Source organism: Lysinibacillus sp. NPDC097214, from assembly GCF_050277945.1.
GTDB lineage: Bacteria > Bacillota > Bacilli > Bacillales_A > Planococcaceae > Lysinibacillus > Lysinibacillus xylanilyticus_B.
On the sequence record NZ_JBNNSS010000009.1, the window covers coordinates 94,514 to 120,004 of the forward strand.

Here is a 25,491-nt window from a genome sequence, read left to right on the forward strand (position 1 = left end):
TTTTAAATAGCTATTCTTTAATGGTTTCAGCAAAAGTTTTTCGACCAGGATTCACTTTATTTACGGTAACCTTTAATTTACTTATTGTATCTTCTGTTAAAGGTATCTTGCCATCCTTCTGTATTTTTTTCCACATTTTCACGTCTTTTCGATATAGCTGCTCTGATAAACGAAAAACATCAACATCTAATTTTAAGCCCTCTGCATATGATTTTTTTATATCTGTTTTTACAGCTCTAATAATACCTTTTCTTATTTCATCAGTGTCTACCTTTCCTTTGAAACCATTGATGATTGCATTTAATTTTATATCGACTTCAAATGTTACTTCATTGTTTTTTACAATTGGTTTTAATTCCGTACTTAACTTTTCTAAATCTACTGTTAAGTATTCTTTTTCTTTATTGTCCAATCTAAAGGTTACGTCTCCTCGAGTTTTTTTAGGAAACATCCATTGGATACCTCTCGCATCCCCATCATTTAGATAACCTTTAAAACCATCCTTTGAAACTACCGCGAAACCTGATAATGCGGTTTCCGTTGTTGGTTTATCAGTCGTCTCCCAGTTTTTGTTGATTGTAACTAATGGAATATTCACTTCATGACTCGGTTCATTTAATTGGATAATTAGTTTTCGTAAATCAACAGGCTCTACATAAGTTTGTAGCTCTTTTGTATGCAGTGGATTGCTTAGTTTCGAAGAAGTAAGTGCTTTATTTAATACCGGTGTGACTAAAAGAATATCTTTAATAGGTTCCTTTGTACAATAAGTTAATATTTGATATCTTGTTTCCCGATGACGTAAAAAGCTGTCAATAACAGGAATAGCATTCTCATCTTTTAAGGCATCCTCTGAGAACAGAAGAAAAGTCATATGTCCCCAGAATACTTTTTGGTCAATAGAGCGATATAATTTAAAAAAGGCTTCTTCCATCGTTTTTCCTTTAGCAAAGCCAATCTCTGCAGGTGCAGCTTGAGGAGTAGGACCTTCCGATTTAGCTACATTCGCAAAATTGACAATTTGCATATATATTTCATATTGACCATCTTTATAATCGATACCAATTCCGTCCACATAGTACATTCTTTGTGGTTCAGTAACATCCCAACAGCCTGAAAGTAATAGTACAGCTAATAAGCTTACTATTAACGTAATTTTTTTTTTCATTTTTTAATCCCTACTTTTAGAAATTGTTGTGTAATTTTGTGGAGTAAAGGGGTATTGTTTATAGTTTGGACAAAAAATTGGTGAATTATAAGTGGTGAAAATAGGATAGCTACATTTAGCTATTTAAACAAAAAACCAGGACTCATCTTTAATATGAGACCTGGCATTTTTAGAGAAGAGGGATGAAGAAAATTCCTTGATTCTTTTATATTCCCTTATTATCGCGAAATTCTATAATAGTTCCTTCGGGTGCTTTTAACTTACAAAGCTGACCATTTTCAACTTTATAAATAATTTCCCCATTTTTACGAATAAAATGAACGTCCATTTCCTTTAATCGTTCTACTTCTTGATTTAAATTATCAACCCATAAACAGAAATGTACGATGCCTTGAGCATTTGAATTGCATGCTTCAAGGTCTTCATCATATTTCCCAGTTTGAAGTTCAATATAAAAGGTTCCAAGCTTTAGCCAAGTATTAAAATGTCTATTGTGGAAATTCGGTGACTCCTGTACTAGTTCAAAACCTACTACTTCTGTGTAAAAATTTAAAGATTCAGCGTATGTATTCGTTTGTATGCAAATGTGGTGCACATATTTTTCAACCATATAGTATTTCTCCTTAAAAATTGGTACTTTCTAAATGATAAATTTAGCTTTCATGCCTACAAGTATAATTTGATCCAAAATGGATAATTTATATATCGGAGGTGATATTTTTGACAAACAAAAAGCGCAATAATAGTGAAGAAGAACAAGTAGAATTTGGAGCAGATTTAAGCCCGGACGATCTAGATGTACGTGAAGAAAATGATCAAACTAAAGGGCAAATGAACAATGCTAAGCATGAAAAACAACAAAACACTTCCTCAAAACGTAATAAATAATAAGGAAGAACTCATTTTATTTTCTACCACAATCTTTGGATTGTGGTATTTTATTGTCATATGTCACTATCAAGTGACCCTGAACAAAACTATATGGAACTAGTGAACTTATGGGGTTTTTCAGCCTTAATTGAAGCTACTTCTCCACAATTTTGACACAGAGTAAATATAAGTGGAGAACCATTAGAAAAAATTTTATCAACTGGTTTTAAAGCAGCATAACCATCAAGCTTACCTTCGGAAAATGAATCATTACCACAAGCCTTACAAATCAATTTGTTGTTTTCCATAAAATCACCTCAGTATGTAATATGTGTAAATTGTAACATAAAAAAAGACGATGTGTTATTGACGCTAAAGTGCGAGGATGCCTATACAGAATAATTTCTATAGGGTTATGTGAAACTTATTTAAACCCAAGCCGTAGTATTAATAAAGAGGGGAGGGGTTTGCTTGAAAAAATACCTATTATTTGCAGGGTCTTTCGCGGTAGCATTTTTAGTTCTGCAAGTGCTGTCAGGTATGCTATTAACAATGTTTTATACGCCTAGTAGTAACCAATGGGAAGTGACTTCGAATTTACCATCGCAAGTGGTGTTTGGAAATACAAGCTCTATTCCGCCACTTGTAATATCTTTAATCGCGTTGGTAATTGCTTTTGGTAGTGTTAAGCTAATCAATAAAAAGGCTGTTCACTAAAAAAAGGGAAGGGGTTCTTTTTCTCCTTTATGAGTGAAATATTGCAAGACCATAACATTAGGTATATTTCAAATAGCTTTTTAAGAGTAAGCCTTTCACACATCTGTGAAGGGTTTTTTCTAACAGCTGAAATGAACGAATACTAAGTTCTTCAGTATTAATTGCATATGTATCAACGAAATTACACTACGCAAAGTGCAAAATAGAGAGCAGCATTCTATTAGGAAAATGACAGGGTATTGTTGCAAAAATTGTCGTATAAGGTTCTGTATTTTAGTATAATATTCTATGATTTTAAGAAAAGTCTTTTTCCTTTATTAGGATAAATGGCAAAAGGAAGGTATTATCATGTTATATTTAGGATTGATAATGATTGCTTGTATATTTTTGTATTTACAGAGAGCATCATTTTCATTGGTAGCTGATTCAAAATTATGTTTACCCATTAAAAGAATGGATATGTTAATTGTCTTTGCTCCTTTTATTTCGTTAGTCGTGTTTTTTATTCTTTTTTTAACTGTACTTACGGGACAAATAGCTGATCGAATATCTCATGCTTTAATCGTTTTTAGTCTTTGGATTTTTTTCACCTATTTCATAAAAACTCTATTTGGTTATTGGAAAAATAAAAATATATTATTGGTTTCTTTAGTTGGAATCCCTTTGACGCTATATTTTATTTTTCAACTGACTCCGTTAGACAATTATACAAATTTAGTTTTTCTGAAAATAGGGAACTTTTCATTTATCGTAGGTCTAATATTGATCATTTTATTTTATTCTAATTATTTACATAAAAGGAAGTTGGAAGTGGCGAAGGTTAATTAAATAATGCGGCAATTTTTATTTATTCGCCATTAGAAAAATAGAAGCGTATTCGGAAAGGTCGAATACGCTTTATTGATTGTATTTGGTTTATGTTAAAGAATTTTTTTACGATTGTTAATTAGCTAGTACCAAAAATGTAATAATACTCAATACACTTTAACTTTCATAAGAGGAAGATGGCGGTCGGGAAACAAAGTAGATGGGGTAGAGCCTATTTTCTTTGCTCCCATTTTTAAATAAAAACCTTCTGCGTTAGGCTCACTATCAAGGGTAAACTCACTTATTCCTAACTCCTTTGCTGTATTCAATAAATGGTCCCATATCATTCTCCCGAATCCTTTGCCGATATAATCAGGGTCTATGAATAATGCATCTAATTTAATTTCATTAATAGTAAAGCTGTAAAATGCTACGATTTTGTTGACGCTCTCCATGACGAAAACTGGATTTTCTTCTATGGACTCTTTTGTTACTGTCCAATCATCTTTACATTGTTGCAGAAAATCTTCTGTATATCCCCAGTAGGCTTTTGACTGATAGGCTAAATTGCTTAATAAGTGACAGTCTTGAACTTTTGCACTCCTAATTATCACGGTAATCCCTCCGATAAATCCTTTTTATTTACTACATTTAAGGATTTTTAGTGTTCAATCAATCTGCGTTTACCTCAAAAAGAAGAAAGAAGTATACTATTTCTCTTTATATTCTCTAGAAGGTTTTGGCATACGCAAATAAATAAAAGTTAACAACCAAAAAATGCAACCTAATAAAATATGGATTCCACTTTCGTGAAGTTTTATTCCGCCATCACTAAGTAAAACACCTGTAAAAAAACCTAAAATAATTGCAGTCATTACATCAAGGAATTTCAATTCAACCCCACCTTTAGTAAAATTTAGTTTAATTATATCGAACGAAGAGTTCATTTTAGAAAAAACATTACATCTACATTGCATCTTTAATGATTCTACATCACCAGAATGAAAAACTTAGGATCATCACGCCTCTTTGCTCGAAGAATATAGTACAAGCTAAAAAAATTCACGTTGAATACAACCAAATGTTTTTGTACACCCATTTATTCACATTCAAATTTTATGATAAACGTATCACACATCATTTTTAGACGAGTTCACTTTCGTAAATTAGATAAGAAAATGAGGATAAAATCCTTGCTATTATCACCCAATAACATTTACTTTCTCGTTTTAATGTACGAATAGAAAAAATTCATATACAATCAATATTCCTTGACGGGAATATTCCTTTTTGAGTATATTATGATTATCAGGAATAATAATACCTGTGCTGTTGTAGAAGTTTTTTACCGGCACTATCATTTTACGAGGTGAGTGACATGTCAGGGAAAACTCCAGGCGTAAACATAACGACGTTGAGCGCTTTGTCTGAACCAAATCGTATGAATATCGTCGAACTCCTTCGCCAGGGTCCTCTAACCGTGGGTGAGATTGCCGACCAACTAGGGTTGAGGCAGCCTCAAACTTCAAAGCATCTAAAAGTACTGAGCGACAACGGGATTGTCGAAGTGCAGGCTGAAGCTAACCGTCGAATCTATAAACTCCGGCCCGAGCCATTCCAAGCGCTGGATTCTTGGATACAGTCCTTCCAGAGTGTAATGCAAGAAAGATATGATCATTTAGATGCCTATTTAAAGGAATTGCAGTACAAAGATAAATAAAACATTTCTTGATCAAGGAGGAATTATAATGTCAAACAATGAAATGGTATCGAGAGTAGAAAACGATCGTGTACTTATACTGGAGCGCGTTTTTGATGCACCACGCGATTTAGTATTTAAGATGTTTAAAGAACCGGAGCATCTGAAACGCTGGTGGGGGCCTAAGGGATGGGAAATCCCTGTATGTACCGTTGATTTCCGTCCAGGTGGCGTTTGGCACTACTGTATGAAATGCGTTGATCAAAACCTAGGTGATTTTTTCGGTATGGAAGCATGGGGAAAAGGGGTTTATAAGGAGATTATCGAGCCAGAGAAAATTAGCTATACCGATTTCTTTTCGGACGCTGAAGGAAATTCGAATGACGCCATGCCATCGACCGCGATTACTTTGGAATTCGTCGATTTAGATGGAAAGACTAAGCTGATAAACCGCGCAGAATATGTGTCTGCCGAGGCACTAAAGACAGTTATGGATATGGGCATGTTACAAGGTATCACAGAAACTTGGGACCGTTTGAGTGAGTTTGTGGAGTCACTGAAGTAATAGTGAAGGCAAGTAAAGTTTAATGAAGTAATATCTTTTTTGAGGAGTGTAAAAATCAATGATTAGTAAAATCGGTCAAATTATGTTGTACGTAAATAACCAAGATGAAGCAAAAGAGTTTTGGACAGATAAAGTAGGATTTAGTGTAATTTCAGAAGAAGATAATGGTCAAGGAATGAGATGGATTGAGATCGCTCCAACTAAAGAAGCTGAGACAAGTATTATTCTCCATAATAAGGAGTTAATTGCGAAAATGTCACCTGAGTTAAATCTTGGTGCACCTTCTTTAATGTTTTCCTCAAAAGATTTCGATAAATTATATAACGACTTATTAAACAAAAACGTTACTGTCGGAGAAATTGTAAATATGCCTTCAGGTAAGGTATTTAATTTTGCGGATAATGAAAATAATTACTATGCAGTAATGGAAACGAAATAGATTTATTTACTAGGGCGATGCATGGATACAAGCATCGCCTTTTGCATGTTTGATTTGCGGCGGTCAAAAGATGGATATGTACTTATATTAGATAGCATTGGAGGCTCAAATCAATTGCTATTTTTTTTCATACTTTTTACTATCCCAAGCCCAAGTTGCGAAAGCATAAAACAATACAAACAATAAGGCATAGAAAAAACTATCAAATAAAGCCCAATTACCATTTCTGAAATAATTCCAAATCGTTTTAAATAAAAATAATGTTATGAAATTAATAATATATATGTATTTTCTTACAAATGGCATTTAAATCACCTCTTTATACATCCTATGTAAATAGTAACATAAAAAAGGTACAACGTTTTTCATTGCTTTACGGAGGTAGTGCAATAGGGTAAATTTTTCATTCTAGGACAGACGACATAACTTCGTCTCTAAAATTGAAAGGCTAATAATTGGTATTGATATCCATAAGCTTTTTGTTTGTTGTATGATAAAAATAGACTTATTTTAAGAAATGCAGTTAAAAAGAGGGGTGAAAAGTTTTGCTGAAAATTTTACAAATTGTTTTTTCAATCTTAACAGTCTCTCTATCAGCTTATGGACTTATAACAAAGGATTACCAGCTGAATTATTTAATGATATTATTCTTAGGGTTATTTATGTTAACTTTAGGGATAAAAGAATTTCAGAGTGAGAGAAAATTTTATGGCTGGCTTCTAATAGGGGTATTTTTATTTTCGGTATATGTGACAATTCAAAGTTTTCTATACATGTCTAGCTAAATGTGTGTGTAAAAGTTAGCTATTTAAAAAATGTTACGGGAACAAAGCTTTCATCAAATATAAACTGTACCCTATAAGATAGAACTTTGAAAAAAGTCTATCCTATAGGGTACATTTGATGACATTAGAAAATCAATATGGGTTTACGTATAACTTAAAACCTATTCACCGTACGGAAACGGCAAACGCATATTTATCAACGATTAAGGACGCTGAGATAAACGGAATTTTAGCGTATTAAGTATCTGCTTCATTAAGTATGGATATCGTGCTAAATTGAAGCGATATCACCATCTATTAACGAAAGATGTATTTATCCATTCAGATCAGGGATTCCATTATACGAATCCAAAAATCCAGAAACTTGTGAAGAAAATGGGACTAGGGCAATCTATGTCACGCCGAGGACACTGTTGGGATAACGACCTCAAGAATTCTTCTTCGGTTATTTTAAAGATGAAACCAATTTGAAAACGTGCGAAACATTAGAAGAAGTAAAACGAGAAGTGAAAAGTTATATGATGTATTAAAATCATTATCGAGGGCATTGGAACTTGAAAAAGCTGCCGCCTGCAAAATACAGACAGCAGCTTCAAAAGGTTTCCTAGCTTTTTTCAAAATGTTCTTTACATAGGGTACACTTTAAAAAGGGATGTTGGCTAATTTTTAAAAAATATAATCTTTCATCTTTTTAGTATAAAGGTTTAACTGAGTAATTTCTTGTCCAATAGATTTTAACTTCTACTCCTCTATTGCTTTTTGCATTGGCTTCGTTAACAGCTGATTCTAGTAAAAAGTAATATCCTGAACTTAGAGCAATACCTGCTGATACCCAATAAAAAGGTGCAGTTAGAGCAACTCCTATAGCTAACTTTGTTGCTACTTTATTACACTCTTTTGCGTATTTTTCAGCGGCTATTTTACCAAAATTTCTATCATAACCCCACCAATGATTTGTCCATTCACCATAAACAGCTCTAGCTTTAACAGTTAAATCTGTAATAGATAAATCTTGATTAATGATAATTTGTCCATTATCAACTTGTTCGTTTAATAGATTGAAATGTTCTTCAAGATATTGCAGGCCGTATTTTTGGTATTGATCTGATGGTACATTTTCGAGATGTATATGTCCATTTTCATTTATTTTAACGGATTTTTGCAACTCATTTAAATCGGTTTCGGAGAGATTTACAAATTCATTATTTTCTCCCTGATAAGTAATTTCTTCTTGGTTTATTTTTGTGTCAGCGTGTGCTGACATAGGGAAACTAAAGACAGTGCCAAGGTACTTACTAAGCCATAAGATAGTATTTTTTTCATTGTATTCTCCTTTTTAAAAATATTAATATTACATATATATAGATTTTAATGGAAGTGTAAATACATAAGTAACTTTTACGTTAAAAGAACCTTTACTAGATTTTTTTAGTGCATCTGTTACAATTTTAGCTTTTGTATTACCTGCAAATGAACTTAATACTGCAGTTCCTGTAGCAATAATACCATTATGGATACTTGTTTCAGTGTATCGTAGTCAAAGATACCACTTAATTTATTTAGTTCTGCTCTTGCTTTTACCCGGGTATGATAATAGCATACCATTAGCTATAAATGTTTCAAAATCAACTTTTGTCAGTAATTGAACAAAAATTGATAAAAATCAGAAAATTATCTACTACTTTCTAATATATGAATCTTCGGAATTGTAATAAGGAACTATTGCTATTTTGAACAATTATGTTGCAGGTATTTAGGTGTGTGACAATTGGTGGGAGATTGTGTTTGATATTAGTGATGATACTAATAAGAAAGAAAAGGAAGTCTAGTAAAACTAGACCTCTATAGAGGTATTAATGTACTCATAAAATTCTTTAGAGATCCTGCGGCCACTAGTCTATTAAAGATTCAAAATCAAGTTTTGTTATAAATTGAACAAAACTTGATAAAATCATTAAAATCACCTACTACTGTCGATATAAAATAAAGTTGTACTGTTTAAAATAAAGTCGCACCGTTTTGAGCGTAAAAATCAAGTAAATACTGTTATATCAACATTTGTATTTAACTTTGGTCAAACTTTTTTATAAAAAACAATCATTATAAATAAAAGAAAGCTATCGTTTTGATCAATCTTTATTCAAAGCGATAGCTTTTTATTTGCAGCAATAATACTATATACTTTTCTTGATTTTTGACGTAAATGTAAAGTATACTTTACGTTAAAATGAAATTCACATTATAAAGAGGGGTTTAGTTGAAAAATAATATTAAACAATTTAGGGAACAATTTGATTTAACCCAAGAAGATTTAGCTAAGGAAATAGGTGTTTCTAGACAAACTATTATATCTTTGGAGAAAGGACGCTTTAGTCCTTCAATTATTCTTGCTTTTAAGTTGGCTCAATTATTCAATTGCCAGATTGAAAATGTCTTTATTTATGAGGAGAATTAGCTATGAAAAAAAATTTATTTTTAAATACTAGTAGGAACAGTCGTATCGCATATTTATTTTCGGGTATTATTTGTACAGTAATAGGTATATACATAAACATTCCAGCGATCACATCTAATTATTTTTCTGAAAGTTATATATTATTAGCGATTGGAATTGGCCAAATTATGCTTGCATATGTGGCTCCCCATATATTTCCGAATGATGAACGTTCTGAAAAAATTGTTGGTAGAGCTATGTATATAAATTATTTTGTATTATTTATCATGTTGTTTGTTTTATATTCACTTATTAGTTCGGATATTTGGATTTTGAGTGGAGTTCAACTTTTAATTATTATATTTTCCGTAATGGTTGTATCAATTCCGGCTACAATGATTATTTATACTAAAAAATATTAATAAAGGTTTTTGAAACAAGGAAACCCTTATTCAGGAAATGGGAACAGTAAGTTCTTTAGGCATAATCATATGCAAGATTTTATACACGCTACAGCTCGTAAAGCAGCCCAAAAACGCTGACAAACCAACGATGTATAAAATTCTGTATATACAATATCTCGTGATTCAAACTAAAAGGTAGTAACGACAAGGATTTGTCCTTTGTTATTACTTCCTTTTTTAGTTGTTATATAAACTTAATATGCAGGAATTGTATGAATGAAATTCTACTTACTTCATAAACGGCACACCTATTAATTTAATTATGTGACCACACAAACTTAATTCCAGTTCTATTGGACGACCTGAATTCGTTTTCCATATATCCGAAGAAGTAAAACGTTTCATTGGATCAAGTAATACCGATTGGGCATGGGCAATCCATTAACTTAGATAAAATGATACTATAACCCATTTTAATATTGTAAGTGAATCTGGCATTGAAATATATCCCTTATAACCGATATCCTCAATTGTTTTAGCATCAGAGAAATATTGTTTGATACAATTTGAGCATTCAACAAATCCTCATGAGATTAAGTTGCTTGATGTATTGAAACAACCTATATTTATCAATCCTTGATAAAAGAATAGAAAGGTAGGTACAAAAATGGCCACTCATTTAAGAGTGACCTTCTTTTGGGATATGCCAAGCACTCACTGTACTGAAAATGAATGAACCAAAATGATTAGAACTTCATTAAATTTTGTTCCAGATGACCATAAATTGTGCTGCTTCAGATTCAAGTGCAATTAGATGATCTTCAGTAGAGGGTTCATCTGAAATCAATCGTCCTTTTTGGACGTTTAATATAGCAGGTTTTATAGTAGGAGAATGCTCAATGGTGAAATCTGATTGATTTAATAATGTTAAAGATGAGCGGCATTTATTTTTATCAATTCGTTCGTCCTTCCCTTTGAAATATAACTTGATTAAGTGTGGAACACCATCAATCTTTAATCCAAGTTCTGGTGATGACCGAACAGTTAAATAGTCGCTATACCAATTGGATTTGCCAGGTTCAAACCATTCAATGTCTTTATTTTTAATAAATTTTAAATGTGCTTTGACTGCTTCCATGTAATTTTTTTGTTTAGCTTGTGAAGCATTGTTAGCAAGAGCAAGCAGGTAATCGTTACTAAATTCTTTCTCGTGAAATTTTCGAATACCATCCCGTAAAGGTTTCCAGTAATCAAAAGCTGGATTGTATTCATCTTGATATTTTATTTGTCTCACCATTGAGGTTTTACCAGTAACGCCTTTGAAAGTAAAGTCTGTAAATTGTGTAAGACCGATAGATACTTTTTTTGAAGACATTCATAACAGCTCCTTATATAAATTAACGTCTTTGAAAACCACTGTATTCACAACAATTCAAAGCAATTCATTAAAATGAGGAAAGCCTATAATATGCATTTTTTTATATTTCTGGACTGAAAAAGGAGCCGGGCTACATACTAGATCGCTAAACACGATCACGTAGCGGCTGCCAAGATGGATAGAGTGAAGATTTTATATATTGGGATTTCATGAAAATAATCAAGCAGCTATCGGTGCAGTGAAAGTTAAATTGATCATAGAAGATTATAGTAGTGAGTGTACGAGTATATGACATTATTCGTAGTTTAGAAGCATGTTAAATTGATGATATGGAAGTGGGGAGGGTCATTAGCTGCCTGTAACAGTAAAAGGTGCCAAATGTTCAAAATGAAAAAGTTATCGTCAATGATTGTTAAAAGTGGGGGTCCAGAGGGTGGCCGAGATCAAAAATATTAAGTGATATGTGGGTTGATTATTATAGCATTGGTGTACCAATTTATTATTGTATGCTGGCAATAAAAAAGCTGCCTAACAGTTACCTGTTAAACAGCACATGGATATTGTAAATATAAAACAAAAAACAGGAAAAATCAACAAATTTTTCAGCATTTATTTTGCTCTTATTAAGTGATTTACAAAGCTTGACTGGAAATGAATATTTTCACCAGTAAAAATGTCAATCACTGCGTCAACAATGCATCCTAGAATGAACTCAAGAACAATGGAATGAACGAAGTGGCGGTGAGGACGTCGAAATTTGACGTGAATAAATGATTGAAGTTCCATTTTTAGGAATGATAGAATAAGTATGGAGTAAGTGAAAAAATTAGTAAAGTAAAAAATGACTGAGACTAGGTACTTCCATACGTTAATCAAAGATGAAGATTTTAGTTAATGGGTTACTTTTCAGCACTTAGTGAGATAAGAATGGAAAAAATCTATTAAATTGGAGGTTATAGTTCTATGCCCTTATTCAAGTACGGAGTGTTAAAAGGTAAAGTTGTTGACGTGAGACCTGTGGATTCATTTGACAAAACCCCTCATTACGAAGTGCATATTCGGGCAACAAAGAAGGACAAAAGTGAGGAGAATTATAGGATTGCCATTAATGTTGCGTCTAAGGTAAAACCATCAGAAGTTCTGTATTTTGTGAGCGAAAATTTTAACTCGAATCAAATAACAATTATTCCTAATTTCGAAGAAGGATTTACATAAGTAACTAGTGAAAATCGTGAAATTGCATTAGATTATATTCGTGGTGGCTTATTTGATCCCTCAAAAATGATTCCTCTCCCTGCAACGGAAAATGGGCCAGACAATGACTTAAATGAGAAAGTGAATAAATATATGCAAGAAGCTATGACTAAAAAAGCTACAGTTTACGCATACGGAGAAAAATTTAAAACTGAAGATAAAGTAGATAAATATTTCGGCTTTTCTCCAGGTAGAGGCATTCATGATATTCATATGAATCAAGGAAATAGTAGGGATTTTAGGAAAGATGACGGGATCTGGCAAGATGGTGGTGTACTCATTCATTTTAAGGATGAAAACAGATGGGTTGGTATATTCCTTGCATTCCAATCGCAGTCGTGGTGTACAGATGACCATGGGCATGCTACAAAGCCGGTTAGTGTATGTAACCATACCAATAGAAAATCAGCAATAGAAATTTGAATGCGAAGAACACTTAGATGGGCGATGATGATTTAGCAATGTTGAATCAAATTATGAACAAAATTAATATTATTCTTTTCGTAAGCCCAGAAACTCAATTAAATTTTGAGCCTGGGCTTTTTATATTTGCACAATAAAAAACATGTGAATTATCTCTACTGGTTGGGGTGTTATGTAATATGTTCAATGATACTAGTGGGGTAGTGATCATATGGGTAGAATTGATAGATAAAGGTACGTATCCATTAGATCAAGTACCAAATATCAACAATTTTAAAAGTGGTTGTATTGAGTTGTATAAATGGAGAAACAACATAACGAAAACAAGTAAACGCAGCATAAGCTAGCGTTATTTTTTATGCCTTCCATAGATATCTGTGGAGAGATTTTATTTTGCAATTAATAAAATGAGGATGAGGATATGATTGAATAGTTACAACGTTTTTTAAAATCAGATAGTACAAAGCTAATAAATATATTTTAGCGTTAATTTTTAAGTGTCAATATAATTGATTAATAAGATAAAGTTCCGTAGTAGTACGAAAGCGATTTTTGAAATTGCTTGACTGATGATGACAAGAGTATAGATCCATTTATTGATATTTTCAGAGGCTTAATCCGACGAGAGGGGAAATGAGAAAATGACTTATATTATAGAAAAAAAGTTAATGTCAGGATTGCCAAACTTAGCTTTAACTGCAGTTAAATATGTTATTGCTCATGAATCTGGCAATCCGAATAATTATGGACCGAATGCTTTGGAAAACGAACTAGCATTTATGGAACAAAATAAAGCCATTGCCTTTACTTCTCACTGGGTAGGCGGTGGTGGACGGATCGTGCAAGTCGCGCCAGTTAATCGTGTGCAATATGGCTGTGGTCCTAAAGGTAATCCATTTAGCTATGCACAAGTAGAGTTGGCTCGAACAAATGATAAGGAACAATTTAAAAAGGATTATGCTGCTTACATTTGGTTACTAAGAGAACTTGCAAAAGAGGCTGGTTTACCTATTGTCCTAGATAGTAGTAACAATGGTATTAAGTCGCATCGTTGGGTCGCAGATACTTTAGGCGGTACAACTCATAATGATCCATTTCCGTATTTACAAACTATGGGAATTACAAGTGAACAATTCAAGTTAGATATTAAAAATGGTTTGGATCAACAACAACAAACAGATAAGGATGATGACATAATGCGATTTACAAACGAAACTACAAAAGCAGCAGTCCGTGATTTCATCAAACAATCTGTAGATAAAAAGCTGATTGATAAGTCATGGTTAGATAAATTTGATCAAGGAACTTTGACAGGTGGCGATTATGAAGGACTAAAAATCATCATTGCACAGCGTAGCAGCTAACAGCAGAGCCTAGGTACTCAATTCATTTTGAGCCTAGGCTTTTTATATTTGCACAATATTTATCAAAAATTTTTAAATTAATAATCATACTTTTTAATGGTATTTGAGAAAACTAACTTAATAATATGTATCAAGTGGCGCAAGTGTTTCAATGTAATGTATGAAATTACCGTTAAACTGTCAGGTAGGATGGAGAGGTAAAGGTTCCCTCCATTGGTATTCATCAAATCCAAAATAGTAGAGAGATATAGAGAGAACTGCGCCCCACAAACGACTTCGGAGCGCGATATATATGGAATTCCAATATTTTCTCTTTGAAGTATCAATATACGCATGAATTATTTACCAATAGTTATCGCTGGATGAAATATGTATAATGAAATTGATATTGATATTAATACCAATTAATAGAATAATGATGAAAGATTGGATTGAATGAAGTATGGGAAAAATTAAAAAGTTAGTAGTTTGTTGTTTAATAGTAGTGATTGCAACAATCCACTTCGGTACAGGGAATAGTACTGTATATGCAAGTGAAAGTGATTATGCGATTTATAATGGTAAAGTGGTAAACGGAAGACTTTACGCACCTATTCGAGCTGTTGGTGAAAAGATACAAGCAGAAGTAAGTTGGGATAAGGCAACAAAAACAGCAACTTTAATCAAAGACAAGAAAGTGATCAAACTGACACTTGGCTCTAAGATACTAAAAGTCAATAATGAGCAACTTCAAATGGATGTATCGTTACTTTTAGAAAATGGAAGCATTTTTTTACCTATAAGATATATCGGTGATGCATTAGAGGGTAGTACATACTGGGATAAAAGTCAACGGTTGGCCAACTTATATTCAGACCCGTATGGGATTTATGGGGTTACTGTTTTTGCTCAACCACTGTACTATAAGGATGGCTATAAGCTGCTTGATGAAGCCATCGCAAAAGTAAAAAATGTTTCAACCGTCGCTCAAAAAAGACAGTATTTAAAGCCATACTTCACGGATGAAATGATTAATTTAATTATTATGAGAAACGTAACCTTTACGGATATGTCCAAAGAAAGCAATTATTATTGGTATTCTTATCCAAAAGACACGAATATGCGTATCAGACGTGAGGTTTCTGTACCTGGAAAATTTGGAGCTTTGGCACAAGAAGTTTTACTTACAAAGCGAAATAATCAATGGGTAGTGGGTTCTCTAAATGAATATTTTTATGAATACAGACCATAGAGTTTACTAACTAAGCTTTCATCATAGGATGGAAGCTTTTTCATTTGACTGCATTGAACATCCAAAATACATTGTAATGAGAGGGATGGAAACAACAACAACAACTACTAACAGAAAAGCCTAGTACTCTAATAATTTTGAGCCTAGGCTTTTTTGTATTTCCATTCGGATCAAACACATGTTGAAGAATTATTTTTAAGTCATAAACAATGACGAGGCGTTCATCGGTAATTAATTTTAAGCTGGGATTTTTGTTTTATTTATCAAACGGTCTATATTTGATCTGTAGGTGCATTATTTTTTGAAATCTCAAATTAAAGATTAATATCTTAATTAGATATCTTTTAAAACAGCATCTATTAATCGTCGATCTTGTTTATATTTTGCTCTGTTTGGTTGACCTTCGGCTCTAAGTATATCTAATGTATTTAAGTTTGCTATAACAGAGAAAAGAGTACCAAATCGTTGTTCTTTTAGATTTAAACAAACATGACCTTTGGTTTCCGACATAATTGATTGTGCAATGGTAAGATCCATATTATTTACGTTGTGTTTAAGACGAGTATCTAACGTTTCAAAACGTTCTTTTGATTTGCTCCAATTCCAACTTTCAGTTAAAGATGTACTTTCATGATGGTTTGTACAATGAATATAATTATTAGTAGGGAGGCGTACTTCATAACGATCAGGAGTAACCTCTACAACTGCCATATTCCCTAGGGGATCTGCTAACAAATAGTTATTTGCGACCGAACTCGGAAATCTTTTTAACACGTCTATTCCTTCTTCAACCGTACAACAATTTTCTAAAATGTATTTAACAGCAAAATAAAAATTCAGTCCTGGTTTAATTCCATCATGAGGAACCGATGAAATCCCTACAAATAAACCGTGTTCGTTTATACCATCAACTTTTCCAATAAAGCAATCTGAATGACCAAGATATTTATTTTTATTATCAAAACAAACAAGTGAGCACTCTGTAATATTTTTTAGATTAAAGAGCATATCATAATTTCGGCCAATAAACATTTCTTTTCCGTTAAAGGCAGAGAATATACTACATTGTCCTGCCAATTCGAATACCCCTATACTTAAGAGAAACGAACTTACTTCTTCAAAAGAAGAATGACAACCTTCAGCAAATCCTTGTATCTCTTTCACAATATTAGGATCAAAATCTGTAAGAATAAGTTTGCATGACTCTCCGAATTTTAATTTTTCTTCCGTTACTTGCGGAAACCTAAAACCATTTTTGTAAAGAATTTCTGCATAGTGCTTTCCTGCCTCATAAGAATTTCCTTTTATTCTCGGATGATACATCGTAATTCCCTCCATTTATTATATGTATGTAAAAAGAATAAACTCTCCAGTAGGGGGAGAGTGTACCCTGTTTATGTATAATTTTATAAAGAAATCCAAACAAAGGCCCAGGCGCTCATAAGAAAGTGAGTACCTGGGCCTTAAATTCTGGTGATTTCTTTTCCGATTGTGTATCAAAATCCTATTACACAGTCAGCCATTTCCGGTCTATGATTAACCTAGAAGGTGGTGGTAAAAGATGGGTAGTAATTTAGAACAGGTTAACATAAATTTTTGTGAACAACACGGAGATGTAATTATGGCGTATGACATCAACCAATCTCTATCAGCTTTGATTCCGAACGTTGGTGATGTAGTTAATATTGATGGTAATTACAGGGCCGTGAGTGAAAGAGCTTTTACTTACAGTCCAAGAAGTATCATCGTTACAATCTATTTAGAAGAATTATAATCAGGATTTTCAAAGTCACACTCATTATGAGTTGTGGCTTTTTATTATTCCTTTAGAGGTGATGTTTGAATGGCTAAATTAATATATGGCTTTATGTAATCTTGCAAATGGTTGTTCATACTATTGGAATTTATAGAGTTTATTAATCACTGAATCAATTACGTGAGGAAAATTAAGAAGAAAAAATGAAAGAAAATGATTTCGGGGTATTTGTATAATTTTGTTATAATGATAAAAATAAAGTTGTTTTTCACAAGATTCACGATAAAAATAGATCGTAATTTAAGAAAATATGGAGTAGCCTAGGAATGTCCATTTGAGAAATATAGGAGGGTTAAATTGAACAAGCGGTTTACCTTTACAGTGTTTCTAGCCATTGTATTTGCTCTTACGTCATTATTATTATATGCACATGTTAAAACGCAGTATGAAGAAATCTGGAACTATAAATACTCGTTTTTTTTAGGGACGGAAGATTTAATAGATAATTATCAATTTATTTTAGAATTTGAGAAGAGCTATTTAACAGAAAAAGATATTGATAAAAAGAAGCAAATGGTGGAGAATCATGCTAACCAAAGTTCATCATCCGATAATGAAAGACAGACTCACGTCGAAAAGTTGGAAGTAGCAATAGCGAAATTTTAAAAATTTATTGATGATGGTATGAAAGCAAATGATGTATTTCAGATTCTTGTATGGAATAAATTTTTATTAGGAACGTTCAATTAAAGGAAAACAAAATTTCCGAATTATGGTGAAAATTTTGGCGGGAAAAAGTAAGTGAAATAGAATATGATTTAAATCAAAAGTATAGGAAGGACCAGGCGCTCAATTTAAGTGAGTACCTGGTCTTTGGGCGTTTATTCATCATATGGTCTAAACTTTTTACGCAGTGATTCGAGCTCATCCTTTTTATCTAGCAGTATGCTTTTTAAAAACATTTTAGGTTGTTCTTTAGCTACCTTTAACTTTCCGTTTTTTACTAACTGCCCCAATCGAGCTTTTGATATTTCCAGCAGCTCAGCTGCTTCGGATGCAGATAACAATTCTTCATTTAGAAATTCAAGAAGTTCTTCAGTTGATCTAAATGTATATTCCATTTACTCACCTCAAAGTAATATTACTAAGCATTTTTTTCATATAATTTTTTTGAGAAGGAGGGGTTAACCTCCTTTGAGTGGCTTATTTTTTATTTACTGGTACAACTACTGTTACTTTTTCCCCAACAAATCTGTTATCTTTTGAAGCACTATCAAATACAAATTTTAATTCTTTGACACCTTCTAAACCTTCTTCACCTAAATCAAAGATAACCTCACCTTTTTGAATTACTTTACCAATAAATTCAGATTCAAAAGAGGAAATCATTACATTTGAATTGATTTGACGTTTTGTGTCAGTAGTCATTTTAGATGTATTAGGTTGGAAATCAACAGTATCGCCTGATAAATTTTCTCCTGTTATGGATAGGACAAGTACATTTGTTTCAGCAGCAGTTTCAATTAGTTCAGGATTTTCTGCAACTAGTTTAGCTGTTTTCATTCCATCGATTGAAAATTCAACATCTGCATTATTGTATTTTTCATTTGGTACTTCATATATATCAGTGATTGTATATGTACCTGCAAAATCATTTTTCACTACATCACCAACATTCGCTTCTGTTAAATTATCTGCTGTATTTGCTTTGCTTTCTTCTTTGATTTCAATGTTTGTAGTACCTGTTACAGCTGTCTCAAGTGAAGCCGCATATTTAGCAAATTCATTATCTTCCATATCGCCGTTCATTTGTAATAAAAACAGTCCACTTTCGTGAGTGTGAGAATAAAACATAGGACCTGAATTTCCTAATTCATCATAATAGCTTTTAGCTCTTTTTAGATTAGCTTCATTTTTAAATAAAAATAAACGGCCACCTGAATCATCTCCAAAAGAAGGAATCAAAAGACGTTTACCTTCTTTTCTGAGGTTACCAAATTCATCATTTGGTAAATCTGAAATTTCTCCTAGTTCTAGACCATCATCTTTAAAATGTTTAATTACGTCATCTGTTGTTTTAGCTAGTACTTTTTGCGATTCTTCGGTCTTAGCGCCATTCTCTTTTGGTTTGTCATCCTTGCTAGCGTCGTTTCCACAACCAGCCAATCCTAAACTTAATACTAATGCGGCACTAAAAATTAGTTTTTTCTTCATATATATAAACCTCCCTCGACATTACCATTCTAGGTAATATTAAGTAAAAAGTACATGTAAAAAACAGACAACTGTGATTAGTGATCTAATTCTCCAAGAAGACCATTGCTGTATTACTTCAATTGATTCTTTGCTAAAATACGAACGTTTGTCTAAAAATAAAAGCAACCAAAGCAACCAAAGCAACAAAAAAGCAACCAATATTCTGAATGCAAGGGAATATCGATGAAATCGAAGCATTATACAACTTCGTAAAACCTTGCTAAAGGGCTTATTTACCATGATAAAAATCGAGTATTTCTGATAAAAAAAGCCACTCATTTGAGTGACTTAACTGGTAGATTTGGTGGGTATGAATTTTTTAACAATAAGGATGATGTAATTAAAATGATATAGGATTTTTTTAATAGTTTATTTAGTTCTTATAAGGTAGGGGATATTCCATATACAACACGTTAATAACTTCCATCATCGCTTAAAAGGGTGGATGAAACGTTTTCAAGGTGTGGGAACTTATTATTTGAACAAATACCTCTATTGGTTCCGTTAGCTCGAATTAGGTATGGATTTAGCATTTAATAAGCGTGTTGGACAAATGCTTATTTCAGCGTGTCAAAAATCAAATCATATTACGGTTGAACTGCTTAAAATCGCATAATAAAAGACCTCTAATTCGAGGTCAAACTTATTATTACTGTTCAGATAATTTTTCACCAGTAAGTATTTCAAATAGTTTTGCTGATTTATTCTTGTCTAATTGAATATATTTACTTTCGGAGTCTATTACGAGTTCCGCTTTATCTTTATTTGGGCTTATCCAAAGTTCATATAACACCGCTTTTGCTTCTATTTCAGGATTTTTAAATAGAAATGAAAATCTGTAATCAGCAGGGCGTACCATATCTACTTTTGCATGTTCCCAATTGATATCGCCTATTAGTTCTTTCACATTTTTAACTTGTTCAGTATTAGTAATTTCTTTGAAATCTTCATAATAATAATCATCACCAATCCGCTTTTGAACATCTATATTTTGCTCTTCATTTTCTAATGAGTTTGAACAACCTGCTATAAAAATTGAAATTATCCCAATAAAAGCAATTAAATATTTTAAATTTTTCAATGATATCTCTCCCTTTATATAATAAGACGTTAGTTATGTAGGGAAATCCTAAATTATTCCTTTTTATTATATCATATCTTAATAAAGCAACAATCTTTTAGAAAACAGGCAAAAATAAAAAGCGACCCAAGCAACCAATATTCCGAATGTAAGTGAATAACAGTGAAATCGAATCATTATACAATGACAAAAAACCTTGCTATAATAACCTTTGCGAATACATATGAAAGAGGGTAAAAGCATGAATGCTTACGATGAATATATGAAACAGGTAGTGAAGCCAATGCGCGAGGAGTTAGTGGAGGCTGGATTTACGGAGCTTACGACGGCTGATGCAGTAAATGAATTTATGGCGGAGGCGAAGGGGACTTCGTTGGTTGTGATTAACTCGGTTTGTGGATGTGCGGCTGGGTTGGCGCGTCCGGCTGCTCGTGAGGCAGTGGAGGCGGTTAAGCCTGATCATCTTGTGACTGTTTTTGCGGGTCAGGATCCTGAAGCGACTGTTGCGATGCGTGGCTTTTTTGAGGATGTACCACCAAGTTCACCTTCAATGGCGATTTTAAAGGATGGGGAATTGGCATACTTTATTCCACGTGAACAAATTGAAGGCTTCCCTGTGGAGCAAATTGTTACACATTTAACAGGTGTTTTAGAGCAAACATGCGAGAAGTAAAGACCATTGTTACGACAGCGGGCAGACCAGACGATTTATCGTTGGCGCTCGCTGCTTTTGCGTGTGAACAATTAGATGCTTCGTTTGAGCCAAGAAAAAAGCGTTCTGTTCGGAAGATTTCACAGGAATTGCATGCACATGTAATCGTTGCTGGGAAAAATCGTTTTGAGTATTATGCTTTTGGTGCCAATGAGCCGTTTTTCTTCCATCCGAATTCTGCAGCGTTTCGCTTAAAGCGTGTTGCTCGTGGGGAAACGGAGCCGTTTTTAGAAGCGGCACAGCTTGCAAAAGGAGATTCGGTCCTTGATTGTACATTGGGACTTGCAGCCGATGCTATGCTGGCAGCTTATACAGTTGGTGAAGCGGGGCAAGTCGTTGGGCTCGAAGCGAATCCGAATGTAGCATTTATTGTTGAACAGGGGATGAAATCCTATGATACGACAGAGCTACCGTTAACAGCATGTATGCGCCATATAGAAGTGGTGCAAGCTGAGGCAATTAGTTATTTGAAAACTTTGCCGGACAATACGTTTGATGTCGTCTATATGGATCCGATGTTTGAAGAAGTTATTGAAGAAGCCAATAATTTTGAAGCATTACGCTTAGCTGGGGAACATGTGACATTAACGGATGAATGGGTAAGGGAGGCGAATCGCGTGGCGAGAAAACGGGTAGTGTTAAAGGCTCATTTTCGCTCAGAATGGTTTGCCAAATATCAATTTCAGCAATTAACAAGAACAACTGCGAAGTTTCATTATGGTGTTCTAGATGTTGAAGGAAGTAAAGATTGAGTGTTTCAAGAGGCTTGTTCATTGTGAACGGGCCTCTATTTTTTTATCTGAATTTCAAAATATGGTAATATAAAGCAGTGTTAGATTTTTTAAATTGGAGTGTTCTAGTGCCTTTTACTTGAATTTTTGAAAATGAAAGATCTTTGATTCAATCAAATTTGAGGGGGATATTGTATGTGCCAAATAGAGGAGAAAATCGAGCTATTTTTGAAAAACCCATCAGCGGAAGAAGAAAGCTTTTGGGATAGCGAAGCATTAGTTTGGGTGGATTGGAAAGATTTTGACGAATCTATTGTTGAATATTTTAACGACTACTTACTTGATGAAGATAAAATAAATGTAGAAATAGTTGAAAATGATAAGCCGAGGTGTGTTGATATTTTCTTAATTAAAGATGAAGTGAAGAAAGCGGTCCCATATGATGTAGAAAGAACGGATAGGGACACAACTTTGAAAGCTGTGCAGGACTTTATTGCTCCGAAATATCAAATCCGTTGGTACATGGATTCACTTGGAGGAGATACGTTGGCTTTTTGTTTACTACCAACTGAAAAGTGGTTGCGGTTAGAGAAAGAATACGGAGAAGAAAAAGTTACATATTACTTTGCGCCATTATTACACGATTCTGTTATGTTTGAAATGGATATAGACAGAATCTTTGATTTATTGGAAAAAAGAAAGCAGAGTGTCCATTAAGGAAAGGGGATTTTGCACATGAAGGCAGACAAAATTCCTCGTTAAGCTCGTGGTCCTCCACGGCCAATTATATAGCTCATTTAAACTATTCATTCACAAGGAGAGATAAATATGATTGGTCCGAATAGAATAACGAGAGAAGAAAGAATGGAAATTGCACATACAATTGCCAATCAAGTTTTAGAAAGATATGGTTCCAAGGTACAAGCAATTGGGGTTTACGGTTCATTAGCCCGAAAAACAGATGGACCATTTTCAGATATAGAAATAAAATGTATTTTAAACGCTTTAGATGAGGGCTTTTGCTATGAATGGACAGCCGGAGATTGGAAGGCAGAAGTGAACTTTGACAGCGCAGAACATATTATCGAAGAAGCGACTACAGTTGACGAAATATGGCCATTAACGCATGGACAATTTTTTAACATTTTACCTATTTATGACCCGAAGGATTTTTTCTCTGAACTAAAAGCAAAAGCTAGCTCAGTAGATGGCTCGATAATTAAAGAAGCAATCTGTCGAACTTTAGTGGAAGAAATGTACGAGTATATTGGCAAAATGAGAAATATTGAAATACAAGGTCCTCAAACATTTTTACCGATTTTGGCGATGGAAATTGCTACAGCAGGTGCGATGATTTTAGGATTACACAATAAGCAATTTTTTACAACTTCTGCTCAAGTATTATCTGAAGCATTGTCGTTTACAGATAAGCCTGAGGGATATGAGGTTTTATGCGAGTTGGTGATGTCCGGTAATCTCTCTGACCCAAAACAAATTATTGCGATTTGCGAGAACTATTGGGAGTCTTTACTTAAGTGGTCTGCTCAACAAGGGTATCAAATTGAATGTTCAACGGTTATACCTTGGTAACTTGAAATGGAATCTTTACTTTTAAAAAACTATGTGCTATAATATGAATCGTGCTATTTTAGGTGGCATATTTACGTAATCTGGAATTCTGCTTTTTGTTTTTGAAGATACTTATTCACACTGGCGCATGCTTTGGGGCTGCAAGGACGCAAAAGAAGGTTGGGTTTGCGTTGCTTAAGTTAGAAGGCACACAGGTGGAATTTTACCGCGGTGATGAAACATATACGTTTCAATATAATATTCCCCAGATGATTGGGTTGAGACTTTACAATTTACGAAACATGTTACCTATTAAATACTAAAGGGGTGGCTTCGCAATAGCGAGGCTGCCCCTTGTCCAATTTACTGGGAAGATCGAATATTTCTGAAGCGACGGATAGAACAGCTGAAGTGATGGATAGAAAAGCTAAAGCTGCGAATACAAAAGGCCAAATGATGGATAGAAAGGCCGAAGTCGTGGATAGAACAGCCAAAGTGATGGATAGAAAGGCCAAAACCGTGGATAGGACAGCCAAAATGATGGATAGAATCATCGAACAAATATATTGAAGAGCCTTCAGAAGTAGACAGACTATGTCTACTCTTTTTTATGTAATAAATTCCCGGTTGTCACATCTGTTATAGTTCTTTTTGATTATTTATTCAAATAATTGTTTCAATATATTTGAACCTGTGTAACAATGTTTATTAATAATTTTACTCTAGAATTACTTGTAGTTCTTTTCGATATTGACGTAGTGCAAATGTTACAATGAGATTGCTACCAATGAGTATTTGTTCGTAATATGTTAATTTCATGCGGTTTAAATTCGGAATATTTTTATTTTTACGCAACGTAAAAATGTACTACCTAAATGTCTTCGCAATAGGAGAAAAATGTGGAGGAATAGCTATGAGGTTAAAGCAGACATTATTGATGATATTCAATCATTTAGAATTGGAACAACTATTTGAGGATGCAACTAAGTTTTCTGATAGAGATGAATGTAAGTTTTTTAATAAACTATATGGTTCGATGACATATCTACAAACTTTAGGGGTGACTACAAATGAATAAAGTTGGTTTTTTGACAATCGGTCAATCGCCTCGTTCAGACATTACACCAACATTTATAGAAATATTTAATAAAGATATTAATATTGTGGAAAGAGGAGCGTTGGATTCCTTAAACGAAGTGGAATTACTAACAGTTTTAGCGAGAAATGAAAAGAACACATCTATTTCGCGATTACGAGATGGCAGATCCATAATTATTGATAGAAGAAAACTACTACCATTGTTACAAATGGAATTATCAAAGTTAGAACAAGAGGTGGATATGGTTATCGTATTAAGCACTGATGATTTTCCGATTTTAACATGTGAAAAGCCCATTTTTTATCCGAATCGAATCGTCACAAAAATGATTAGTGCGATGGCCGATCAACCGAGGATAGGTTTAATTATTCCACTAGAAGAACAGAGAAGTACTATGCTTAAAAAGTGGGAAGATATTTCAGATGATATCACGATTGCTGTCGCTTCTCCATATGATTATGGCAACTTTGAAGAAGCAGCCCATTATCTTCGAGATTACCGAGTGGATCTAATTGTGTTGGATTGTATGGGATACAATGAAGAACATAGGGAGGTAGTGCGAAAAGAGAGTGGTATTTTAACCATTTTACCGCGTACATTAGTAGCGGGAATCGTGCTTGAATACTTATAAAGTAAGAAATAAGAAGGATCGTTATTGACTGTAAATAAATTTTTAGTCTAAGGGCTTTATCAATTTGCGAAAATTTGTTCCTTTCGTAATAAAGAAAGTGCCCAAAAAAACAAAGTAG

32 protein-coding genes and 3 pseudogenes are annotated in these 25,491 nt (G+C 33.5%); 23 read left to right on the forward strand and 12 right to left on the reverse strand.

Annotated features, from left to right (window positions below; translation table 11 throughout):
• Positions 1-10: 10 nt before the first annotated feature.
• Positions 11-1,168, reverse strand: a complete 1,158-nt coding sequence (locus ACQKMI_RS19045; RefSeq protein ID WP_427491442.1) for a Ger(x)C family spore germination protein — start codon at positions 1,166-1,168, stop codon at positions 11-13.
• A 205-nt stretch (positions 1,169-1,373) separates the two neighbouring features.
• Positions 1,374-1,778, reverse strand: a complete 405-nt coding sequence (locus tag ACQKMI_RS19050) for a VOC family protein (RefSeq protein WP_427491443.1) — start codon at positions 1,776-1,778, stop codon at positions 1,374-1,376.
• 110 nt (positions 1,779-1,888) lie between these two features.
• Here ACQKMI_RS19050 and ACQKMI_RS19055 point away from each other — a divergent pair, with 110 nt between their 5' ends.
• Positions 1,889-2,056 (forward strand): hypothetical protein, encoded by a 168-nt coding sequence (locus ACQKMI_RS19055; protein ID WP_427491445.1) that lies wholly within the window; start codon positions 1,889-1,891, stop codon positions 2,054-2,056.
• 89 nt (positions 2,057-2,145) lie between these two features.
• Here ACQKMI_RS19055 and ACQKMI_RS19060 read toward each other — a convergent pair whose 3' ends face one another.
• The gene (locus tag ACQKMI_RS19060) at positions 2,146-2,346 is read right to left on the reverse strand and encodes a hypothetical protein (protein WP_427491447.1); all 201 of its coding nucleotides are present in this window, start codon (positions 2,344-2,346) and stop codon (positions 2,146-2,148) included.
• Between the two features lie 163 nt (positions 2,347-2,509).
• Between ACQKMI_RS19060 and ACQKMI_RS19065 the strand changes: the two genes are divergently transcribed.
• Positions 2,510-2,755, forward strand: a complete 246-nt coding sequence (locus tag ACQKMI_RS19065) for a hypothetical protein (RefSeq protein ID WP_427491449.1) — start codon at positions 2,510-2,512, stop codon at positions 2,753-2,755.
• Positions 2,756-3,729: 974 nt separating this feature from the next.
• Here the strand turns inward: ACQKMI_RS19065 and ACQKMI_RS19070 are convergent.
• Complete coding sequence (locus tag ACQKMI_RS19070; protein WP_427491451.1) at positions 3,730-4,176, reverse strand: GNAT family N-acetyltransferase; 447 nt, start codon at positions 4,174-4,176, stop codon at positions 3,730-3,732.
• A 96-nt stretch (positions 4,177-4,272) separates the two neighbouring features.
• Positions 4,273-4,437 carry a hypothetical protein gene (locus tag ACQKMI_RS19075; protein ID WP_427491453.1) on the reverse strand — a complete coding sequence of 55 codons (165 nt, stop codon included), beginning with the start codon at positions 4,435-4,437 and terminating at the stop codon, positions 4,273-4,275.
• 503 nt (positions 4,438-4,940) lie between these two features.
• On the opposite strand from ACQKMI_RS19075, the gene ACQKMI_RS19080 reads away from it, so the two are divergent.
• From ACQKMI_RS19080 to ACQKMI_RS19090, 3 genes are read left to right on the forward strand one after another with little or no spacing between them, the layout of a single operon-like run.
• Positions 4,941-5,282: an ArsR/SmtB family transcription factor gene (locus tag ACQKMI_RS19080; RefSeq protein WP_427491455.1), complete on the forward strand. Its 342-nt coding sequence runs from the start codon at positions 4,941-4,943 to the stop codon at positions 5,280-5,282.
• Between the two features lie 28 nt (positions 5,283-5,310).
• Positions 5,311-5,826, forward strand: coding sequence for an SRPBCC domain-containing protein (locus ACQKMI_RS19085; RefSeq protein WP_427491457.1), 516 nt, complete (start codon positions 5,311-5,313; stop codon positions 5,824-5,826).
• 58 nt (positions 5,827-5,884) lie between these two features.
• Entirely contained in the window at positions 5,885-6,265 is a 381-nt protein-coding gene (locus tag ACQKMI_RS19090; protein WP_427491459.1) for a VOC family protein, read from the forward strand.
• A 117-nt stretch (positions 6,266-6,382) separates the two neighbouring features.
• Here the strand turns inward: ACQKMI_RS19090 and ACQKMI_RS19095 are convergent, their stop codons facing one another.
• Entirely contained in the window at positions 6,383-6,571 is a 189-nt protein-coding gene (locus tag ACQKMI_RS19095; protein WP_427491461.1) for an RNA polymerase subunit sigma, read from the reverse strand.
• A 332-nt stretch (positions 6,572-6,903) separates the two neighbouring features.
• On the opposite strand from ACQKMI_RS19095, the gene ACQKMI_RS19100 reads away from it, so the two are divergent.
• From ACQKMI_RS19100 to ACQKMI_RS19110, 3 genes and pseudogenes are all read left to right on the forward strand, one after another.
• Positions 6,904-7,050 (forward strand): DUF3953 domain-containing protein, encoded by a 147-nt coding sequence (locus ACQKMI_RS19100; RefSeq protein ID WP_427491615.1) that lies wholly within the window; start codon positions 6,904-6,906, stop codon positions 7,048-7,050.
• Between the two features lie 118 nt (positions 7,051-7,168).
• On the forward strand, positions 7,169-7,291 hold the full coding sequence (locus tag ACQKMI_RS19105; protein ID WP_427491463.1) for a hypothetical protein: 123 nt from the start codon (positions 7,169-7,171) through the stop codon (positions 7,289-7,291).
• Positions 7,292-7,353: 62 nt separating this feature from the next.
• Positions 7,354-7,658 (forward strand): annotated as a pseudogene (locus ACQKMI_RS19110) (IS3 family transposase); the annotation flags it as partial.
• A gap of 83 nt (positions 7,659-7,741) precedes the next feature.
• Here the strand turns inward: ACQKMI_RS19110 and ACQKMI_RS19115 are convergent.
• The gene (locus ACQKMI_RS19115) at positions 7,742-8,314 is read right to left on the reverse strand and encodes a hypothetical protein (RefSeq protein WP_427491465.1); all 573 of its coding nucleotides are present in this window, start codon (positions 8,312-8,314) and stop codon (positions 7,742-7,744) included.
• A gap of 993 nt (positions 8,315-9,307) precedes the next feature.
• Here ACQKMI_RS19115 and ACQKMI_RS19120 point away from each other — a divergent pair.
• Both ACQKMI_RS19120 and ACQKMI_RS19125 read left to right on the forward strand, forming a co-directional pair.
• Complete coding sequence (locus ACQKMI_RS19120) at positions 9,308-9,505, forward strand: helix-turn-helix transcriptional regulator (RefSeq protein WP_427491467.1); 198 nt, start codon at positions 9,308-9,310, stop codon at positions 9,503-9,505.
• 2 nt (positions 9,506-9,507) lie between these two features.
• Entirely contained in the window at positions 9,508-9,906 is a 399-nt protein-coding gene (locus ACQKMI_RS19125; RefSeq protein WP_427491469.1) for a hypothetical protein, read from the forward strand.
• Between the two features lie 739 nt (positions 9,907-10,645).
• Here the strand turns inward: ACQKMI_RS19125 and ACQKMI_RS19130 are convergent.
• Positions 10,646-11,263: a hypothetical protein gene (locus ACQKMI_RS19130; RefSeq protein ID WP_427491471.1), complete on the reverse strand. Its 618-nt coding sequence runs from the start codon at positions 11,261-11,263 to the stop codon at positions 10,646-10,648.
• A gap of 966 nt (positions 11,264-12,229) precedes the next feature.
• Between ACQKMI_RS19130 and ACQKMI_RS19135 the strand changes: the two are divergent.
• From ACQKMI_RS19135 to ACQKMI_RS19145, 3 genes and pseudogenes are all read left to right on the forward strand, one after another.
• A pseudogene (locus ACQKMI_RS19135) lies at positions 12,230-12,943 on the forward strand (DUF2278 family protein).
• A 641-nt stretch (positions 12,944-13,584) separates the two neighbouring features.
• A complete protein-coding gene (locus tag ACQKMI_RS19140; protein ID WP_427491473.1) occupies positions 13,585-14,307 on the forward strand; it encodes a peptidoglycan recognition protein family protein in 723 nt (240 codons plus the stop codon).
• A 442-nt stretch (positions 14,308-14,749) separates the two neighbouring features.
• Entirely contained in the window at positions 14,750-15,538 is a 789-nt protein-coding gene (locus ACQKMI_RS19145; RefSeq protein WP_427491475.1) for a copper amine oxidase N-terminal domain-containing protein, read from the forward strand.
• 333 nt (positions 15,539-15,871) lie between these two features.
• Here the strand turns inward: ACQKMI_RS19145 and ACQKMI_RS19150 are convergent, their stop codons facing one another.
• Entirely contained in the window at positions 15,872-16,861 is a 990-nt protein-coding gene (locus ACQKMI_RS19150) for a C45 family autoproteolytic acyltransferase/hydolase (RefSeq protein WP_427491477.1), read from the reverse strand.
• 238 nt (positions 16,862-17,099) lie between these two features.
• Here ACQKMI_RS19150 and ACQKMI_RS19155 point away from each other — a divergent pair, with 238 nt between their 5' ends.
• Positions 17,100-17,312 carry a hypothetical protein gene (locus ACQKMI_RS19155; protein WP_427491479.1) on the forward strand — a complete coding sequence of 71 codons (213 nt, stop codon included), beginning with the start codon at positions 17,100-17,102 and terminating at the stop codon, positions 17,310-17,312.
• Positions 17,313-17,651: 339 nt separating this feature from the next.
• Positions 17,652-17,960: a hypothetical protein gene (locus tag ACQKMI_RS19160; RefSeq protein WP_427491481.1), complete on the forward strand. Its 309-nt coding sequence runs from the start codon at positions 17,652-17,654 to the stop codon at positions 17,958-17,960.
• Positions 17,961-18,175: 215 nt separating this feature from the next.
• Here ACQKMI_RS19160 and ACQKMI_RS19165 read toward each other — a convergent pair whose 3' ends face one another.
• A complete protein-coding gene (locus ACQKMI_RS19165) occupies positions 18,176-18,415 on the reverse strand; it encodes a DNA-binding protein (protein WP_427491483.1) in 240 nt (79 codons plus the stop codon).
• Positions 18,416-18,497: 82 nt separating this feature from the next.
• The gene (locus ACQKMI_RS19170) at positions 18,498-19,508 is read right to left on the reverse strand and encodes a hypothetical protein (protein WP_427491485.1); all 1,011 of its coding nucleotides are present in this window, start codon (positions 19,506-19,508) and stop codon (positions 18,498-18,500) included.
• Positions 19,509-19,941: 433 nt separating this feature from the next.
• Between ACQKMI_RS19170 and ACQKMI_RS19175 the strand changes: the two are divergent.
• Positions 19,942-20,166 (forward strand): annotated as a pseudogene (locus ACQKMI_RS19175) (IS1595 family transposase); the annotation flags it as partial.
• 33 nt (positions 20,167-20,199) lie between these two features.
• Here the strand turns inward: ACQKMI_RS19175 and ACQKMI_RS19180 are convergent.
• Positions 20,200-20,631, reverse strand: a complete 432-nt coding sequence (locus ACQKMI_RS19180; protein WP_427491487.1) for a hypothetical protein — start codon at positions 20,629-20,631, stop codon at positions 20,200-20,202.
• A gap of 241 nt (positions 20,632-20,872) precedes the next feature.
• Between ACQKMI_RS19180 and ACQKMI_RS19185 the strand changes: the two genes are divergently transcribed.
• The 7 genes from ACQKMI_RS19185 (at position 20,873) to ACQKMI_RS19215 (ending at position 25,373) form a co-directional block, all read left to right on the forward strand.
• Positions 20,873-21,304, forward strand: a complete 432-nt coding sequence (locus ACQKMI_RS19185) for a BrxA/BrxB family bacilliredoxin (protein ID WP_079560990.1) — start codon at positions 20,873-20,875, stop codon at positions 21,302-21,304.
• Positions 21,292-22,095 (forward strand): class I SAM-dependent methyltransferase, encoded by an 804-nt coding sequence (locus ACQKMI_RS19190; protein ID WP_427491489.1) that lies wholly within the window; start codon positions 21,292-21,294, stop codon positions 22,093-22,095. The genes ACQKMI_RS19185 and ACQKMI_RS19190 overlap by 13 nt, the downstream gene beginning before the upstream one ends.
• A 174-nt stretch (positions 22,096-22,269) precedes the next feature.
• Positions 22,270-22,791, forward strand: a complete 522-nt coding sequence (locus ACQKMI_RS19195; protein ID WP_427491491.1) for a hypothetical protein — start codon at positions 22,270-22,272, stop codon at positions 22,789-22,791.
• 111 nt (positions 22,792-22,902) lie between these two features.
• The gene (locus ACQKMI_RS19200; RefSeq protein WP_427491493.1) at positions 22,903-23,664 is read left to right on the forward strand and encodes an ANT(4')-I family aminoglycoside nucleotidyltransferase; all 762 of its coding nucleotides are present in this window, start codon (positions 22,903-22,905) and stop codon (positions 23,662-23,664) included.
• A gap of 333 nt (positions 23,665-23,997) precedes the next feature.
• Positions 23,998-24,213, forward strand: a complete 216-nt coding sequence (locus ACQKMI_RS19205) for a hypothetical protein (RefSeq protein WP_427491495.1) — start codon at positions 23,998-24,000, stop codon at positions 24,211-24,213.
• Between the two features lie 343 nt (positions 24,214-24,556).
• Positions 24,557-24,721, forward strand: coding sequence for a hypothetical protein (locus ACQKMI_RS19210; RefSeq protein WP_427491497.1), 165 nt, complete (start codon positions 24,557-24,559; stop codon positions 24,719-24,721).
• Positions 24,714-25,373, forward strand: a complete 660-nt coding sequence (locus ACQKMI_RS19215; RefSeq protein ID WP_427491499.1) for an AroM family protein — start codon at positions 24,714-24,716, stop codon at positions 25,371-25,373. Before ACQKMI_RS19210 ends, ACQKMI_RS19215 begins: the two co-directional genes overlap by 8 nt.
• Positions 25,374-25,491: the final 118 nt, after the last annotated feature.